Below are 16,415 nucleotides of genomic sequence, written 5' to 3' on the forward strand. Positions count from 1 at the left end.
TGCTGCAACACATCGATACAGTCATATCTCTTCGCGAGCGTGAGCAAAAAATCTTTGATAGTTTGAAGAAATCACTTTTAGAGAAAATGTTTGCATATCAAGATAACCCTTATCCAGCCATAAGATTCAAGGATTTTACTTACGCTTGAGAACTTAAAAGTCTGGGTGAAATAGGGATTGATCAAAACAATTTGCGTATTCCTATAAAGGAAAATTTTAGAAAATCAGGAAATATTCCTTATTATGGTGCAAACGGAATTCAAGACTATGTGGAAGGTTACACTCATGAAGGTGAATTAATATTAATAAACGAAGATGCTGCAAATAGCCTTGATGATTTCCCTATTTTTTATGAAAATAGAAAAATATGAGTTAACAATCATATTCATGCATTAAAAATAGATAAAAAATATAATGCGCGTTATTTTGCATACTCCTTAAAGAAATCAAATTATAGAGATTATATTGTCGGTGGTGACAGAACTAAATTAACATCTTCAGCAATGAAAAAAATTTCTGTTTGAGTTCCAGAAAACAAAGAAGAACAGTCTAAAATTTCACTTATGCTGCAACACATCGATACAGTCATATCTCTTCGCGAGCGTAAAATAGAAAAATTAAAGCAAATTAAGAAATATTTACTTGAAAATTTATTTGTTTAGAGACAAAAATGAAAAAAGTTACCTGAATTTTTGAAAAATTTCAGGTATTTTTTTATTCTTTGATTTTAAGAACTCTTACAATTCGAAAATATAAGTCTAAAACACTCATTTTACCCGTTATTTTGGTGTTTTTACACTTACGCTTGAGAACTTAAAAGCCTGGGTGAAAATTCGATTATTGATGGTGGTTTTGCATTTAAAAAAGAAGATTTTCAAAACACAGGAATTGAGATCATAAGAATATCTAATATTTTAAAAAACGGAACAATAGATGGTGAATTTGCTTATCATCCAAGTAAAGAAGAATTAACAAAATATATGGTTGAAAAAGGCGAGTTTTTAATAGCAATGTCTGGTGCAACTACAGGAAAAATAGGTAAAGCTAACAAAAAAATGTATGTAAATCAGAGGGTTGGAATATTCAGAGAAAAAGAAGCCTCAGATTTAAATTTTGTAGGACAAATACTCAAAAAACCTGAATTTCAAAACTATATAGAAGACAATTGAGGAGCTGGTGCTCAACCTAATATTAGTTTAAATCAATTAAGAAATTATGAATTTAAATCTCCAAGAGAACTTGAAGAACAGTCAAAAATTTCACTTATGCTGCAACACATCGATACAGTCATATCTCTTCGCGAGCGTGAGCAAAAGGGAATTTTTAGTCTAAAACTACTGTTTTTCACTGTATTTTGTAAAAAACGTGTGATTTTTAAAGAAAATAATTTGCTTACTTTATTTTGCTCACTTAGTAATAAGAGAGTAAGTAAAAATAAGCATTTAAGATTAAAAATTGTGCTATTTTGTTCTTTTACTTACGCTTGAGAACTTAAAAGCCTTGGAAATTTATATGTTTTATCTGGTTCTGGTGGAACTCCTTTAACTCAAAATAAAGATTATTATGAAAATGGAACTATAAACTTTTTAACTATATCTGATGTTTCAAATTCTGGAAAATATATTTTTGAAACAGAAAAGAAAATCACGAATTTAGGGCTAAAAAATAGCACAGCTTGAATAGTTCCCAAGAACAGTATTTCGTTTGCTATGTATGCATCGGTTGGGAAAGTTTGTATTTTAGGGAAAGAAACAGCAACTTCGCAAGCTTTTTTCAATATGAAATTTGCTAACGAGGAATTAACTCAAATGATTTACTATAAATTAAAATTATTTGAACTTACAGATTTCTGAACCAGTTTAATTTCCACTGGAACACAAGGAAATTTAAATTCAGAGAAAATTAAAAATCTTTCTTTTATGCTTCCAAGAGAACTTGAAGAACAGTCAAAAATTTCACTTATGCTGCAACACATCGATACAGTCATATCTCTTCGCGAGCGTGAGTTGAAATTTTGCTTACTTTTTACTAAAATAACACATTTTCCCTGTAAAAAGATCATCTTTAAACCACCTTAGATACCTCAAAACCAGAGTAAGCAATAAAAAAGAAAGGCAACCTTTCCTTTTTAATGCGTAGGTATGTAAATAATTTTAGTTTAAGTTTGATAGAGATCTCATTACTATATCAATATCTCTATTTTCAAGTTCTTGAATTATATGTAAGTATGTTTTTTGGGTTGTATTCATATTAGAATGACCCAACCTTCTAGCTACAGAAGCAATCGATACTCCTGCAAAAAGAAGTATTGATGCATGAGTATGTCTTAGTCCATGAATTGATATTTGAGGTAATTTATATTTCTTACAATATTTTTCTAAAGTGTAATTAGGTGTTGAGTTATACATTCTTTGTTTATTAATAAAGATTGGTTTTTCAGGATCTAAATCTTTTAGTAGTTCTGAAAACTGAATTATTGTTTTTCAATCAATTGGCACTTTTCTAATTGATGATTTATTTTTTGTAGGTGCAAAACCTGTGCTATATTTATAATCCCAGGTTTTGTTAACAGAAATATATTGATGATCGAAATCAAAATCTCTTGGAGTTAGTGCAAGAGCTTCAGAGAATCTTAAGCCTGTTTTTGCAATCAATAAAATAAATCATTCCCAAGTGATTTTTTGCTTTAGTTCTAAATTGTTTAATAGAGTTTGTAGTTGAAATTGATTTAGGTATTTAGGTTTTTTAGCTCCCTCTAATTTACCTTTAATAATTGCTTTTCTAGTTGGATCTCTGTTTATCAATCCATCATCCAAAGCATCTAATAAAGCTGCTTTTAGTTGATGGTGAAAATCCATTGTAGTTTGTCTTTCATGTGATATTGCAAATTCATTTAAAAGCTTTTGATAGCTAATTCTATCTAAATCAGATAACCTCATATCGGGAGCTAATTTAATAAGTCATTTATAGTTAAGTATATATTTTTCTAATGTTACTTTTCTAACTGCTCCCTTTTTATAAATTGTTATTCAATCCATGAAATAGTCTTTTAATAATTGGTTTTTGTCTTCTAAATTATTAGTCATAATTCCTCCATTCTTACCTACGCATTAAAAGAATGGAGGAATTATAAAGAAAACCAATATTGTTTATTGACTTTTAAAAAAGACTTATTCTATAAAAAGATACAGTTATTTTCCTTTATTTCCTCCTAGAAAAATTATACAACTTTTAAATTTCAAATATACACCAGACGCTAACTAACACAATTTAAACATGCACTAAAGCAACATACGGTAGTTCTATTTTCACAATTGAATCTTTTGGTTTGTTGCTATATTTTTCAAAAAGTTTTTAACTTAAGTCGCATTAATGAGAATTGTAGAAATTTTTAGAAATACACACAAATTGTGTTTAATTCAGTATTTTTGAGCGGAAAAATTTAGGAACAAATACAGAATTTTTCCCAAGTTTTTCCTTTTTAGGCCGGTTTTGGCAAAAAATTTCTATTCTAGAGTGGAAGAAGACTTCAGAAAGGATCAAAATGAAACATTTTTTAACAACAGAACAACAACTAAAGAGACTAAAAGAAGACAAGAAAATGAAAACAAGAGAAGGACAAAATAATGAGATTCTAGAGTCTTTAGAAAGCAATAACTATGTCTACTTCTTTACTTCTTTTAAACCTGTATTTGCAGAAATGAAAACTCAAGAAGAAATCGATTGAAACGAAGTACGCGAAGACTGAAAAGATAAAGATAAACACTATAATTTCTTTAAAATCCTTTACAAAAGAGACGAAAACAACGGACACATTTACAAAAGTTGATTCAGTTTTGATAAATTAAAAACTTTTAATGAAAACAATGAGGCGTTTTCTGAATTCTTACTAAATAACATTCTTAAATTAGAAAGAAGAATGAAAAGCGTTTTGGCAAGACAGATTGCCCAACTTATGCATGATTCAGAAAATCCTTATTGAAGGGATAATTATGACAAATGACTTGATTTTCTAGAAACCATTTGAGTTGATAAGGATGAATTTCAAAGATTTAAAAAAGGTATAAAAAGTTTCTCGAATCCAATTTGATTTGATATTGAATTTTTTACTTTTGGAGATCTAAAATTCTTATTACTTAATTTTTTAAATAGCAATACTTCTTTAATAACTAACGTCAATAAAAGAAAAATAGAGACAATTCTTTTCAAAAGAATTATAGGCTATCAAAAAACTAAAATGACCATTTCGTTCGCTCTAAAAGTGAGAAACTTTTTAGCTCACTCCAAAAACATACAGTATTTTTATCAATTAGAAATTAACAAAATCTTATTAAAAGAAAGCAAAAAGGATGAGTTTATAATAAAAATAAAAACTTATGATAAACATAACTATTTGTATAATCTTTGAATTGACAAAGGAGTTATTCCGTATGCTTTTGACTTCTTAGTGACTAAAAAAGAAAAATCAGTTAATAATATGATTATTAAAGGTTTTCAAAACCTAATTAGTTGTTTTTAAAATTTAAAAAACTTGTCAAATGACAAGTTTTCCACTGTCCCACATACAATTGAACAAACGCCAAAGCATCTGGATGCGCTAAATGAGCGCTCCTTCTTAATCTAATGATATCACAATATTTTTAATTAACAAATAAAGTTAAAATCTTTTTGATATATAGCATCTTAATATTTTTTAAAATCAATTATCGAGTGAAGAAATAAAAACAGTAAACAATATTGTTAGTACGGATTTAAAAAGTTTAATTAATGGCTTTTAAGAATTTAAAAAACCTGTCCAATGACAAGTTTTCCACTGTTCTACATCAAATGGCATTGCACCAAGGATGGTAGATACACTAAATGAGCGTCCATGCTTTATAAAATGATATCACAATAATTTCAATTAGTAAATAAACTCAAAAATCTTTTTGATATATAGGCATTAAAAACAAATCTAAATTTTATTTAAAAGCAATTATCAAACTATTCAAAATTCTAAATTACCAAACAAAGGAGTCGTCTATGAAACAATTTTTAACAACAGAACAGCAACTAAAAAGACTAAAAGAAGTCAAGAAAATGAAAACAAGAGAAGGACAAAATAATGAGATTCTAGAATTTTTAGAAAATAATAATTATGTCTACTTCTTTACTTCTTTTAAACCTGTATTTGCAGAAATGAAAACTCAAGAAGAAATCGATTGAAACGAGGTACGCAAAGACTGAAAAGATAAAGATAAACACTATAATTTCTTTAAAATCCTTTACAAAAGAGACGAAAACAACGGTCATATTTACAAAAATTGATTCAGTTTTGATAAACTAAAAACTTTTAACGAAAACAATGAAGCGTTTTCTGATTTCTTACTAATTAATATTCTCAAATTAGAAAGAAGAATTAAAAGCGTTTTAGCAAGACTGATTGCTCAGCTTATGTACAACTCAGACAATCCTTATTGAAAAGAAAATTATGACAAATGACTTGATTTTCTAGAAACCATTTGAGTTGATAAGGAAGAGTTTCAAAGATTTAAAAAAGGAATAAAAAGTTTCTCAAATCCAATTTGATTTGACATCGAATTCTTTACTTTAGGAGAACTAAAATTTTTATTACTTAACCTTTTAAATAGCAATTCTTCTTTAATAACTAACGCCAATAAAAGAAAAATACAGATAATTATATTTAAGAGAATTGTGAATTATCAAAAAGCGAATAAAATTATTTCATTTGCATTAAGAGTAAGAAATTTTTTAGCTCACTCCAAAAACATTCAGTATTTCTATGTTTTAGAAATTAATGATATTTTAAGAAAGGAAACTAAAAACAATTTCTTTTCTATAAAAATTCTAAAATATGACAAAAACAACTATTTATATAGATTTTTAGGAAAAACAGGAGTTATTCCTTATTCTTTTGATTTCTAATTACAAAAAGAGGAAAGTCAGTAAATAATATTATTAGTACAGATTTAAAAAGTTTAATTAATTGCTTTTAAGAATTTAAAAAGCTTGCCGCAAAGCAAGCTTTCCACTGTCCCACATACAATTGAACCAATGCCAAAGCATATGGAAACGCTAAATGAGCGTCCATTCTCTGCTTTTATCATATCACAAAAAAGCTATTAGAAAAAGAAAATTTGTTAATAGTATGATTTTTCAAGATTTTCAAAACCTAATTGGCTGTTTTTAGAATTTAAAAAGCTTGCCTTGAGGCAAGCTTTCTTTGTTCTATATCAATTGGCATTCCACCAATCTAATAGATACGCCATACAGCGTCGTGCTTTATTAAATGATATCACAATAATTAATTTTGATATGTTTTTATTTTAAAAGTTGAAATTATTTTATTTAATTTTGTCTTTGAATTTCTTAATTAAAGAATCGATATCCAATTCATCCAAACTCTTTAGTTTTTCTTCTGCACTTTTAATTCTTTTTTGTTCTTTTTCTTTTTGTGTTTCTTTGGTTTCTTTTTGTTGTTCAAAAGAATTTATTAAAGGTTCTTTTTTAGCAATTTCTTTATCTTTTGGTTTTGATTTATTTTCAGATTTAGTTTGTTGTTTTTGTTGGCTATTATTTTCCGAAAATACAGGTTTTTGCTGCATTTTTGGTTCAGATACTTCTGTTGAATCAACTCCAATTACTTGCGGTTTTAGATCACTAACAAAGAAAGAAAGTTTGTTTTTAGAATTACTATAACCCTCATCAACTGTTGTAGTGTTAATTGAATTTAAATCAAATTGACTAATTTTGTTTTCTAAATCAAAGATGCAAATTTGGTTTTGATTTGAAGTAGTAATTAAATCTAAAGTCTCAATTTTGTTAACTTTATTTTGAGCAAATAACTGTTTACCTTGTGTTGTTTTTTGTGAGTAAGATAAGTCTTTTTCATTAATCTTTTTAAATTGAGCTTTTTTGGTGAATAATACTAATTCATCCTTTTTATCGATTAAATTAAAGGCTTCTACTTTTGCATCTTTAGGCAATGAAACAACCTTAACTCCTGAAGAATTAGTGTTGTAAATCGGAATATCAATTTCACTGTATTTTACAGCTTTTCCTTCTGAATGAACAATAACAATATCTTTAAAATTGTCACTTACTTTTGCATTAACTAAGAGATCTTTTCCAGCTTTTAGTTTAATTGCAGTATATGTTTTGTTTGTTCTTGAAACCTCAAAGTCTTTTACAAGAACTCTTTTTCCGATTCCTTGTTCAGTAACTAATGTTATATATTCTTTTGCACCAAAATCCTTAACATTAACAACTGAAACAACTTTTTCATCGCTTTTTAGAGAAACAAAGGAATTTAAGTGTATTCCAACATCTTTTCATTTTGTTTCTTCAAGTTTATGAACTGGTAAAAGCACATAATTTCCTGAATTTATAAAAACTAATATTTTGTTTAAAGTATTGACTTTAGCTAAAAATAATAAAGGATCTCCTTCTTTTAGAGCATATGTTTCTATTGAGTTAGATTCATAAGTTTTAGTTGAAAATCTTTTTATATAACCATCTCTTGAAATTCCAACATAACACTCTTCACTTCTGATCAGCTCTTCTTCTTTGATCTCAATTTTGAAGGTGTCTTCAACAATTTCTGTTTTTCTTTCTGTCCCAAATTCCTTTTTAATTTGTTTAAGAATGTCAATTAAATAATTATTAAAAGCACCTTCATCACTTAAAAGATTTTTAAGTTTTTTGATTCTGTCTTCTAATAAATCTCTTTCGTTAATGTAGGTTTGTTGATCAATTCTTGAAAGTTTATATAGACGCATTTCAGCAATTGCTGTTGCTTGAACTTCGCTAAAATCAAACTCTTTCATTAAAGCCTGAATAACACCTTTTTTGGAATTATCAGAATTTCTAATGATTCTAATTACTTCATCAGTAATGTCTCCAACTCTAATTAGGGCTAAAGTAATTTCGAGTTTTGTTTCATCTTTGTCAAGATCAAATTTCAGTTCCTTTTGTTTAAAATCTTTAACATGACTTAAATAAGACTCAAGCATATCGTTCAGTGACATTAATTTAGGAGCATTGTTTTTAATAGCTGTTGAGTTGTAGTTGTGGTTAATTTGCATTTGAGTTTTTTGCAATAAATAATTTAAAATTGCATTGACTTTTGCGTCGTCTTCAAGTTCAATCATGATTGAAATTCCGTTTCTATCTGATTGATCTCTTACTTCTTTGATTCCAGGAATTTTTTTATCAATTCTGATTTCATCAATGTCTTTAACAAGCTTTGATTTTACGACTCCAAAGGGAATTTCGTATATTTCAATCGATTTTTGCTTGTCTGTATCAACTACTTTATATTTAGAAACTAAAACAACTTTTCCTTGCCCTTTTTCAAAGGCATCCAGAATTCCTTGTCTTCCATAAATAGTTCCACCAGTTGGATAGTCTGGTCCTTTAATGATGTTTGCAAGCTTTCTGATTTCCATTGCAGGGTTTTTAATTTTGGCAATTGCAGCATCTAAAACTTCGTTTAAGTTGTGTGGCGGAATGTCTGTTGCAAATCCAGAAGCAATACCGATAACCCCATTAACAAGCAAGTTTGGAATCAGTGTTGGTAAAACCATTGGCTCTGTTTCAGAGTCATCGAAGTTAGGAATAAAAGTTGTTGTGTTTTTGTCGATTGCTTCAAGCATTAAATTAGCAACTTTAGCAAGTCTTGCTTCTGTATAACGCATTGCAGCTGCTGGATCGTCATCGATTGACCCTTTATTTCCGTGCATTTCAACTAAAGGAACATTCATTTTTCACTCCTGTCCCATTCTTACTAAGGCTTCATAAATAGAGCTATCTCCATGTGGGTGGTATTTACCAATAACATCCCCAACAACCCTTGCAGACTTTTTAAAAGGTTTATCACTTTTTAGTCCTAATTCTCACATTGAATAAAGGATTCTTCTTTGTACAGGCTTTAGTCCATCTCTGGCATCTGGCAGCGCTCTTTGTTGAATAATGTATTTTGAGTATCTTCCGAATCTATCGGAGAAAATTAAGTCTAGTGACTTTTCTAAAAATTTTTCTTTCATAGACTATTCTTCTCCTTTAACTACTTTAAAATCATCTTCAAGTGAAAAATCAACATTTTTATTGATTCACTGTTTTCTGAGTTCGCTTTCATCACCCATTAATACAGAAACTCTTCTTTCAACAATTGCAGCATCTTCAATAGAAACTTGGATTAATGTTCTTGTTTCTGGATTCATTGTTGTTTCTCAAAGTTGATCAGCATTCATCTCTCCAAGCCCTTTATAACGCTGTATTTCTGAGTTAGGTTTTTTAGCTAATTCTTCTCTTAATTCTTCATCAGTTCAGGCATAAACTACTTTATTTTTGGCTTTATTTGTAATCTTGTATAAAGGCGGTTGAGCTATAAAAACTCTTCCATATTCAATGAGCGGTTTCATGTATCTAAATAAAAATGTTAAGAGTAAGATTTGAATATGTGCACCATCGGTGTCGGCGTCGGTCATAATAACAACTTTACCATATTGAGCTTGCTTGATGTTAAAATCTTTTCCAACTCCAGCTCCTACTGTATTAATAATTGTTGCAATTTCTTCATTTTTTAAAATATCCACAAATTTCGCTTTTTCAACATTAAGTGGTTTTCCACGTAAAGGGAGAATTGCCTGTGTTCTTTTGTCTCTTCCAAGCTTTGCACTACCTCCGGCAGAGTCCCCTTCGACTAAGAAAATTTCTCTTTCTTCAGGTTTTTTAGATTGTGCAGGTGTAAGTTTTCCAGAAAGAATTTTCTTTTCACTTAAGGCATCTTTTGTTTTTCTTGTTTCTGCTCTAGCTTGTCTTGCTGCTGCTCTTGCTTCGGCTGATTTTTTGATTTTATCAAGAATTTTTAGAGCTTGCTGTTTGTTTTCTGTAATTCAGAATTTAAGTTCTCTTGAAACAACTTCTTCAACAATTGCTTTGGCTTCTGGAGTCCCTAATTTATCCTTTGTTTGACCAACAAACTCAAGAATTGATTCAGGAATTTTAAGTGAAAGAATCAGTGTTAGACCTTCTCTAATGTCATCTCCTTCAAAAGTGTTTTTCCCTTTTAGAATCTTGTTTTCAATTGCATAATCATTAAACACTTTTGTAAAAGCAGTTTTAGCAGCTGTTTCATGTGTTCCTCCGTCTTTTGTTTTAACGTTGTTAACAAAAGAAATAATTAATTCGGAATAGCTGTCTGTGTACTGAAAACCAAACTCAACTTCAATTCTGTTTTTATCATCTTTAAAAGTTGCAATGTCTTTGTGTATTGCAACTTTTGAGTCATTTAAAAATTCAACGAATGCTTGAATTCCGTTTTCGTGTTTATAAGTTACTTTTTCGTCTGTGTTTTCGTTGATTAAAGTGATAGAAATTCCTTTTAGTAAAAAGGAAGATTCTCTTAGTCTTTCTGAGATTGTTTCAAAGGAAAGTTTTGACTTTTTGAAAATATCATAGTCAGGTCAAAACTGAATTTTAGTACCTTTTTTATTTGTTTTAGCGATGTTTTTCGTTCTTTGTTTGATGTTTCCACCATTTTCAAAACTGGTGAAATATTCGTTTCCGTTTTTGTAGATAGTTGCTTCAAGTTTTGTTGATAAAGCATTAACTACAGAGCTACCTACCCCGTGTAGTCCCCCTGAAGTTTTGTAAGCACCTTCAGAAAACTTACCTCCTGCATGTAATTCTGTAAAGACTAACTCGACTCCTGTAAGCCCGCTATCGTGTTTGTCAATCGGAATTCCCCGCCCATCATCTTCAACAACTACTGAACCATCTTTTTTCAGTGTGACTTCGATCTTTTTAGCAAATCCTGCTAAAGACTCATCAACTGCATTATCAAAGATTTCTCATACTAAGTGGTGAAGTCCATTGACATCAGTAGAACCAATGTACATTCCAGGACGTTTTCTAACTCCTTCTAATCCTTTTAAGACTTTTAAACTGCTTGCATCATAATTCATAAAATAATTTTATTATTATTTCTGTATTTTTAAAAGAAAATAAACAAAGAAAAATACAGCAAGTTTTTGCTGTATTGAATTATTTGTTTATCTTTCTGAAGTATCAAGGTAAAGAAACTTCTAAAGGTCTTATTAAATGTCACTTAATAATTTGTGAAGCTAACGAGTGTATGTTGTTGAAATCTAAAGGATTTTCGTTGTTATAGTTAACACCAAAGTAGTTCATTGTAGGAGTTTCATTATTTCATGATTGTAAGAAAGTTAGAGGTGCTCCAGAGTTGATTGTTGAGATATATTGGTTGTCTTGTCCTAAAATTCCTGTACCAGAGTTACCTGAGTTATAGAAAGTAGGGGCGTATCCATTTTGTCTTGAAAGTCCAACTGCTGAACCTGAAGATTCTGCTCTATTTAATAAATATCCATTTTGGTTTCCTAAAGGGAATCCATTCATTGCAAAGTTTTTAAGGTTTGGTCCAAAGAATATTGCACTTGAAGTTCCATCAAATTCTAGTTTTGTATTTTCAAGATCGAATCAATTTTGGAATCAGTCTACAACAAAGAATTTTCCTTCTTTTTTAGCTGTTTCAATGATTGATTTGGCATCAATTGCAAAAACAGAAATATCAACGAAAGAATCTCCATTTCCTTTTTTGTCTTTTTGATTTAGACCTGTTCAAACAAGGTTAATTCCTATATTTTTTGGTGAGTAGTTTCCGTTTCAGTAACTGAATCCTCTATCAACTTTATTTTCGTAGTGAGGTGCGCTTAGTGCCATATAACCTGCATTTGAGCTTGCAAATTGATTTGAACCAAATTTTTGTTCAAATGTTTCTTTAGTTCCACCAATAACGTGGTTGTTAGTGATTGCATAGAATTTTGTTTCTAAAGGATCTGTTGATACTTTAGCAAATTGAGTTGCAGTACCAAAGCTAAATCCAAAACTTCTTGCTCTAACATTATTTACAATATCAATATTTTTTCAAGATTTATGCATAAACTCTTGATCTTGTTTGTAACCGTTGTGTAGTTCTCAATAAACATTTTGGTTTGGATTGTATTTATCTGATTTAATAACATCTTCTGGAGTAAAGAAAGTTATTGGTTGGTTTTCTTGGTTGTAATCAAGATTTTTAAAGCTAAATAAGTTAGTTTCTTGGTTGAATTCCTCGTGTTGAGTTGAGTTTGTGTAAGCAATTCTCACATGTCCTCCAGCATTATTTAATAAAAATGCTTTTTGTGGATTAAAGTCTCCATAGTGAGCATTAGGATCTTTACCTGCAATTTGTGCAGCTGTATAAGCTTCTTTATAAGGGTTTCCAAGGATCATTTTGTGTTGTTGATCTTTTCAGATTAACTCAAATTTAATACCTTCACCAGCAGTATATGATGCTTGTACATCAAAATCGAATCTTGGGTATTCTGCATTTGAACCATCTTCTTTGTTAATGATTTTTGTTTTTTGGGTTACTTTTTGTTTTTCACCGTTAACTAATTTTTCAAAATCGAAGTCAAATCAATAACCGTCTTGGATGCTTTTTAGTCTATTAACATTTTGAACTAGAGTATTTGCAAATAAGTGTAGCTTGATTTTTCTTTCTTTAGTTCCTGTTTTTAGTAGTGTTTGCTCAATGTATTTTTCTTTTAGTGTTCAGCTTGCGATGTTTGTTTCAGAATCAAAAGATCACATTAAATCTTTGTAATAAGGTTCTAAATCTCTTTCTCTTTTAATGTTTTGAGCATCTTCGAAAATTGTTGTTAAAGCTTGTTTTGAGTCATCAAATTTAATTTCTTCTTTAGCTGCAGAACTTGAACCGCTGAATCCACTTAATTTGTATCAAATGTTTCCTACTGATGTTCTTGAAGTTACAGGGCTTGTATATTTGAATCTTACATAAAGAGCATTATTTCCTGCATTTTTAGCACTTTCAATCTTGAAATTTGCGTTATTTAAAGAGAAATCATTGTAGCTAAATGAACTGTTTTTTAAAGAAATATAATTGCTTAAGTCTTCTGACGCAGCAACTTTAGCTTTAAAATCATCAAGTGAGATTGTGTTTAGGTTTTGAATAGTTAAATCATTTAGAGTTAATCTATTTAAAAGAATCTCTGGATAAAGGTTTTCTTTATAGTCGTTTCTTAAGTTTGTTAGTGTTATTTCTTTGCTGTTTGTGTATCTTTTGTTGATGTCAGTTTTATCAATGAATCCAAGTTTAAATTTCATTGAAGTATCAGAAACTTTTTTAACATCATAAAAGTACATAAAGTATTTTTTATTGATTTCATTTACATTAGCATTGTTTGCAGCATCAGAACCAGAAGAAATACTTTGATTATCTGGTGTTTGTCAAAAGTTTGTGTTTGAAGAACCTCCAGAAACCGGTTTATCATCAGGAGTTGTTCCTGGTTTAACATCTTGGAAACCACTTTGTGTTTGATCTTTTTCAGGGCTTGTGTTTAACATTAAAACATAGTTAAGTTGACCAAAAGCTTTTTCTTTAACTATTTGATTAACATCAACTAAAGCATATTTTTTATTGTTGTTTTTAGCTATTGAACCATCCACTCTTCTGAATGTAAAATTTGTACTGTTAATTTTATTAATTTCAGTAATGTCCGCTTGTGGGATTGCTGTTTTTCCTGTAAAATCGGCAGAACTAAATCATTCTGCAGAATTTTGTGGAGCAACATCTAAATGGTTAAGAGGTTTAAAGAACGAAATTTCTTTGGCATAGTTTTTTTCTTTACCTGCTGGAAGTTTAATAGATTTACTTGGAACTTCAACACCGTCTTTTTTAATTGAAAAGAACACTTTAGCCCTACCACCTATTGATGAATTTACAAAGTTTTCACTTGACACTAGTTCTTTAGCAAATAATTCATATTTACCAATTTTTGGTAAATTATATAAATCATTAATTACTGAAACAGCATCTTTAGCAAGAAAATCAGAGTGAGTTCTCCCTTTGGTTTTTAAAGTCATTCTTTCAAAAATTTTAGAACCATCAGATGGGGTTTCTGTATTTATAAGTTTAAAAATTTCTGCAAAATCACGTGCATCTTGAGTTGAAACATCATCTGCTAATGTTCTAAATTCTACTATTTTTTCTTTTGATTGTCCATTTTTAGTTACTTTTACTTTAACATTGGCGTTTTTGTCAAAAGGCATAAATCTTGAAGAGGCATCGATATCAACTAACTCAACGGAAGTTCCTGAAGGAGCTGCTATTTTAAATAATTTAGTCAGGTCTTCATTAAGTTTATTAAATATTTGTTGCAATTCCTCCGGACTTAAAGAATTAGGTTGGCTTGCAAGTGGTTTAAAACTTTTTGCTTGAATTGGATTATTGAACTCTTTTTTTTCTAATCCTGAAATAGAATTTTTAATTGGTGTTAAGACATCTTTTGCCATTCAGATGTTGAATAAAAAGAATTGTTTATAATATAGACTTAATCCTTCTGGATCACTTATAACATCATCTGGGCTTTTATAAAAATATGATTCCTTTCAAGTATCACTTGGTTCAATAGTAATTCCTTTTCAGAAATCATCTTTGAAAGTTACATTATTAGCTGTTGAAAGAGTGTATTCTTTAACTTGTTTTTTGTTTAACATTAAAGCAACTTTTAGTTTTAATTTATTGTTTTCAAAAACAGTGTTTTGGTCTAACATTTTAAGTTCAAAGAATCCATCAATATTTCTGTTTTTTAGACTGAAAAGTCCTTTTATTTCTGTATTTTTGTCAACTAAATCAGAAACAAAATAGTTATTAAATGCTGAATAATCAAAGTTGAAAACATCATCTAGGTTGTTAATTGAAACTGAATTAATTTTTGTTTGTAAATCGTTTGTGAAAACAACTTTTTTAGTAACATCAGCTACTAAATCTTGTTCCATTTTGCTTTGCGCTTTATAAACTAAATTAAGCTCGTTAATATTTTGATCACTTACATAAACATCTTTAAGAGACAACTCAACTCCTTCTACTTTAGAATCATCAATAAATAAATCTTTGTTTTCTAAAGAAATTGATGAACTGTATAAAAGATTTGTAAGTCCATATTTTTCTACTCTTGAACTTAATTGAGTTGTTAATTTAGACTCAACTTCGTTTTTAAATTGTTGAATTTTATCACTGCTTTGATTTCCATTTAATTGTGAGTCTAAATTATCAATTTTTTGGATTAATTCTTTAATTTCGTTTATTTTAGCATCAGAAACTAAATAGTCATCATTTACTACAAGTTTGTTGTCTGAAACTAATGCTTGTAGTTTAGCAACTTCTTGATCATATTCTTCTTTGTTTGTTGCTTGAGTGTATTTTGTTTCTGTTTTTGTGGTGTTAGATTTTGTTAAAGCTTGGGATATTTCTGTATAAACGGAATTATAAGTGGTTGCTAATTGCTTTGTAGAATCAATGTTAGATTCTGCAATTGCTCTTTCAATTTTGTCTTTATATTTGTTTTTTAGTTCATCTGAAAGATTAACTAGAGTATCAATGTAATTTTGTGCATCGTGTTTTGCTTTGTCTAGTTGTTTGTCTTCACCAACAGCTTGCTCAAATTCAGTGATTAAAGCATTAATTTTAGCTAATAGTTGATCACTTACAACCTCTGTATCTTTTAGTTTTCCATTATTAAACATTGCATTAAATTTATCTAATGCAGCTTGTTCTTTTTCGTTTTTGTTTGCTTTTGAATTAATTGCATTTGCATCAGCAATTAATTCTATTGCTTTTGTAGAAAGATTTTTGATTAGGTTTGCTTGAGTTGTGATTGATTTGTCTTTTTTGTAAGCTTCAACAAGAGCATTATTAATTTCTTCTTGTTTAGAAGCTGAAAAGATAGTGTCTTGTTTTTTAAATTCTGAATCAACAGATTTTAGGTATAAATCTGTGTCTTCAACTCCTTTTTTAAGTGCTGAAGTGTTTGTTTCTAAAACAGATGCTTTTGCTTTAGAAGTCTCGACTGCAGAAACTAATTGATCTGAATTTACAGACACAGAAGCATAAAGGTTGTTGTAGTCTTTTTGAAGTTCTTTTTTGTCTAACTCTGTTGCTTTTTTAATGAATTCAAAAGCTAAAGTAGAATCTGTTTTTTTGTCTAAAGCAGCTAATTCTTTTTTAGTTGCTGCTAAAGAAACTAAAGTTGATTTTAAGTCATTTGCAAAGTTAGATTTTAGAATCTCTTTATTTTTGTCGCTTTCTGGATTGGCAATAATTTCATCTAAAAATGCCTTCAATTCTGTAGAAACGTCTAAATTAGTGCTTGCTGAAAGTTCTTTAATAATATCTAAATTTTGTTTATTTGTGTTTTGTGGTTGTTGTTGTGATTGTGAAGATTTTTTAAGTCCTAGACCTAATCCAAGACCTAAAGATAAAGCAGCAACTCCACCAGCTCCTAAAAGAGCTAGTGCAATTATTGCTTTTTTATTTTTAAATTTTTTCATAA

8 protein-coding genes are annotated in these 16,415 nt (G+C 29.2%); 4 read left to right on the forward strand and 4 right to left on the reverse strand.

Annotated features, from left to right (window positions below; translation table 4 throughout):
• Together JV122_RS03595 and JV122_RS03600 are read left to right on the forward strand one after the other, a co-directional pair.
• Positions 1-662 (forward strand): restriction endonuclease subunit S (locus JV122_RS03595; protein ID WP_205843154.1); only part of this gene is annotated, 662 nt, incomplete at its 5' end.
• 177 nt (positions 663-839) lie between these two features.
• A complete protein-coding gene (locus JV122_RS03600) occupies positions 840-2,078 on the forward strand; it encodes a restriction endonuclease subunit S (protein ID WP_373422608.1) in 1,239 nt (412 codons plus the stop codon).
• A 75-nt stretch (positions 2,079-2,153) separates the two neighbouring features.
• Here the strand turns inward: JV122_RS03600 and JV122_RS03605 are convergent, their stop codons facing one another.
• Positions 2,154-3,086 carry a site-specific integrase gene (locus JV122_RS03605; protein WP_205843156.1) on the reverse strand — a complete coding sequence of 311 codons (933 nt, stop codon included), beginning with the start codon at positions 3,084-3,086 and terminating at the stop codon, positions 2,154-2,156.
• A gap of 458 nt (positions 3,087-3,544) precedes the next feature.
• On the opposite strand from JV122_RS03605, the gene JV122_RS03610 reads away from it, so the two are divergent.
• Together JV122_RS03610 and JV122_RS03615 are read left to right on the forward strand one after the other, a co-directional pair.
• A complete protein-coding gene (locus JV122_RS03610; protein WP_205843157.1) occupies positions 3,545-4,519 on the forward strand; it encodes a hypothetical protein in 975 nt (324 codons plus the stop codon).
• A gap of 503 nt (positions 4,520-5,022) precedes the next feature.
• Positions 5,023-5,925 carry a hypothetical protein gene (locus tag JV122_RS03615; RefSeq protein ID WP_205843158.1) on the forward strand — a complete coding sequence of 301 codons (903 nt, stop codon included), beginning with the start codon at positions 5,023-5,025 and terminating at the stop codon, positions 5,923-5,925.
• Between the two features lie 419 nt (positions 5,926-6,344).
• On the opposite strand, the gene parC is transcribed toward JV122_RS03615, so the two are convergent.
• The 3 genes from parC to JV122_RS05085 form a co-directional block, all read right to left on the reverse strand.
• Positions 6,345-9,044 carry a DNA topoisomerase IV subunit A gene (gene parC / locus JV122_RS03620; protein WP_205843159.1) on the reverse strand — a complete coding sequence of 900 codons (2,700 nt, stop codon included), beginning with the start codon at positions 9,042-9,044 and terminating at the stop codon, positions 6,345-6,347.
• 3 nt (positions 9,045-9,047) lie between these two features.
• Positions 9,048-10,967 (reverse strand): DNA topoisomerase IV subunit B, encoded by a 1,920-nt coding sequence (parE, locus tag JV122_RS03625; protein WP_205843160.1) that lies wholly within the window; start codon positions 10,965-10,967, stop codon positions 9,048-9,050.
• Between the two features lie 79 nt (positions 10,968-11,046).
• Positions 11,047-16,413, reverse strand: coding sequence for an MGA_1079 family surface serine endopeptidase (locus tag JV122_RS05085; protein WP_205843161.1), 5,367 nt, complete (start codon positions 16,411-16,413; stop codon positions 11,047-11,049).
• Between the last annotated feature and the right edge of the window lie 2 nt (positions 16,414-16,415).

It is taken from the genome of Mycoplasma procyoni (assembly GCF_017052595.1).
GTDB classification, from domain to species: Bacteria; Bacillota_I; Bacilli_A; order Mycoplasmatales; family Metamycoplasmataceae; genus Mesomycoplasma_A; species Mesomycoplasma_A procyoni.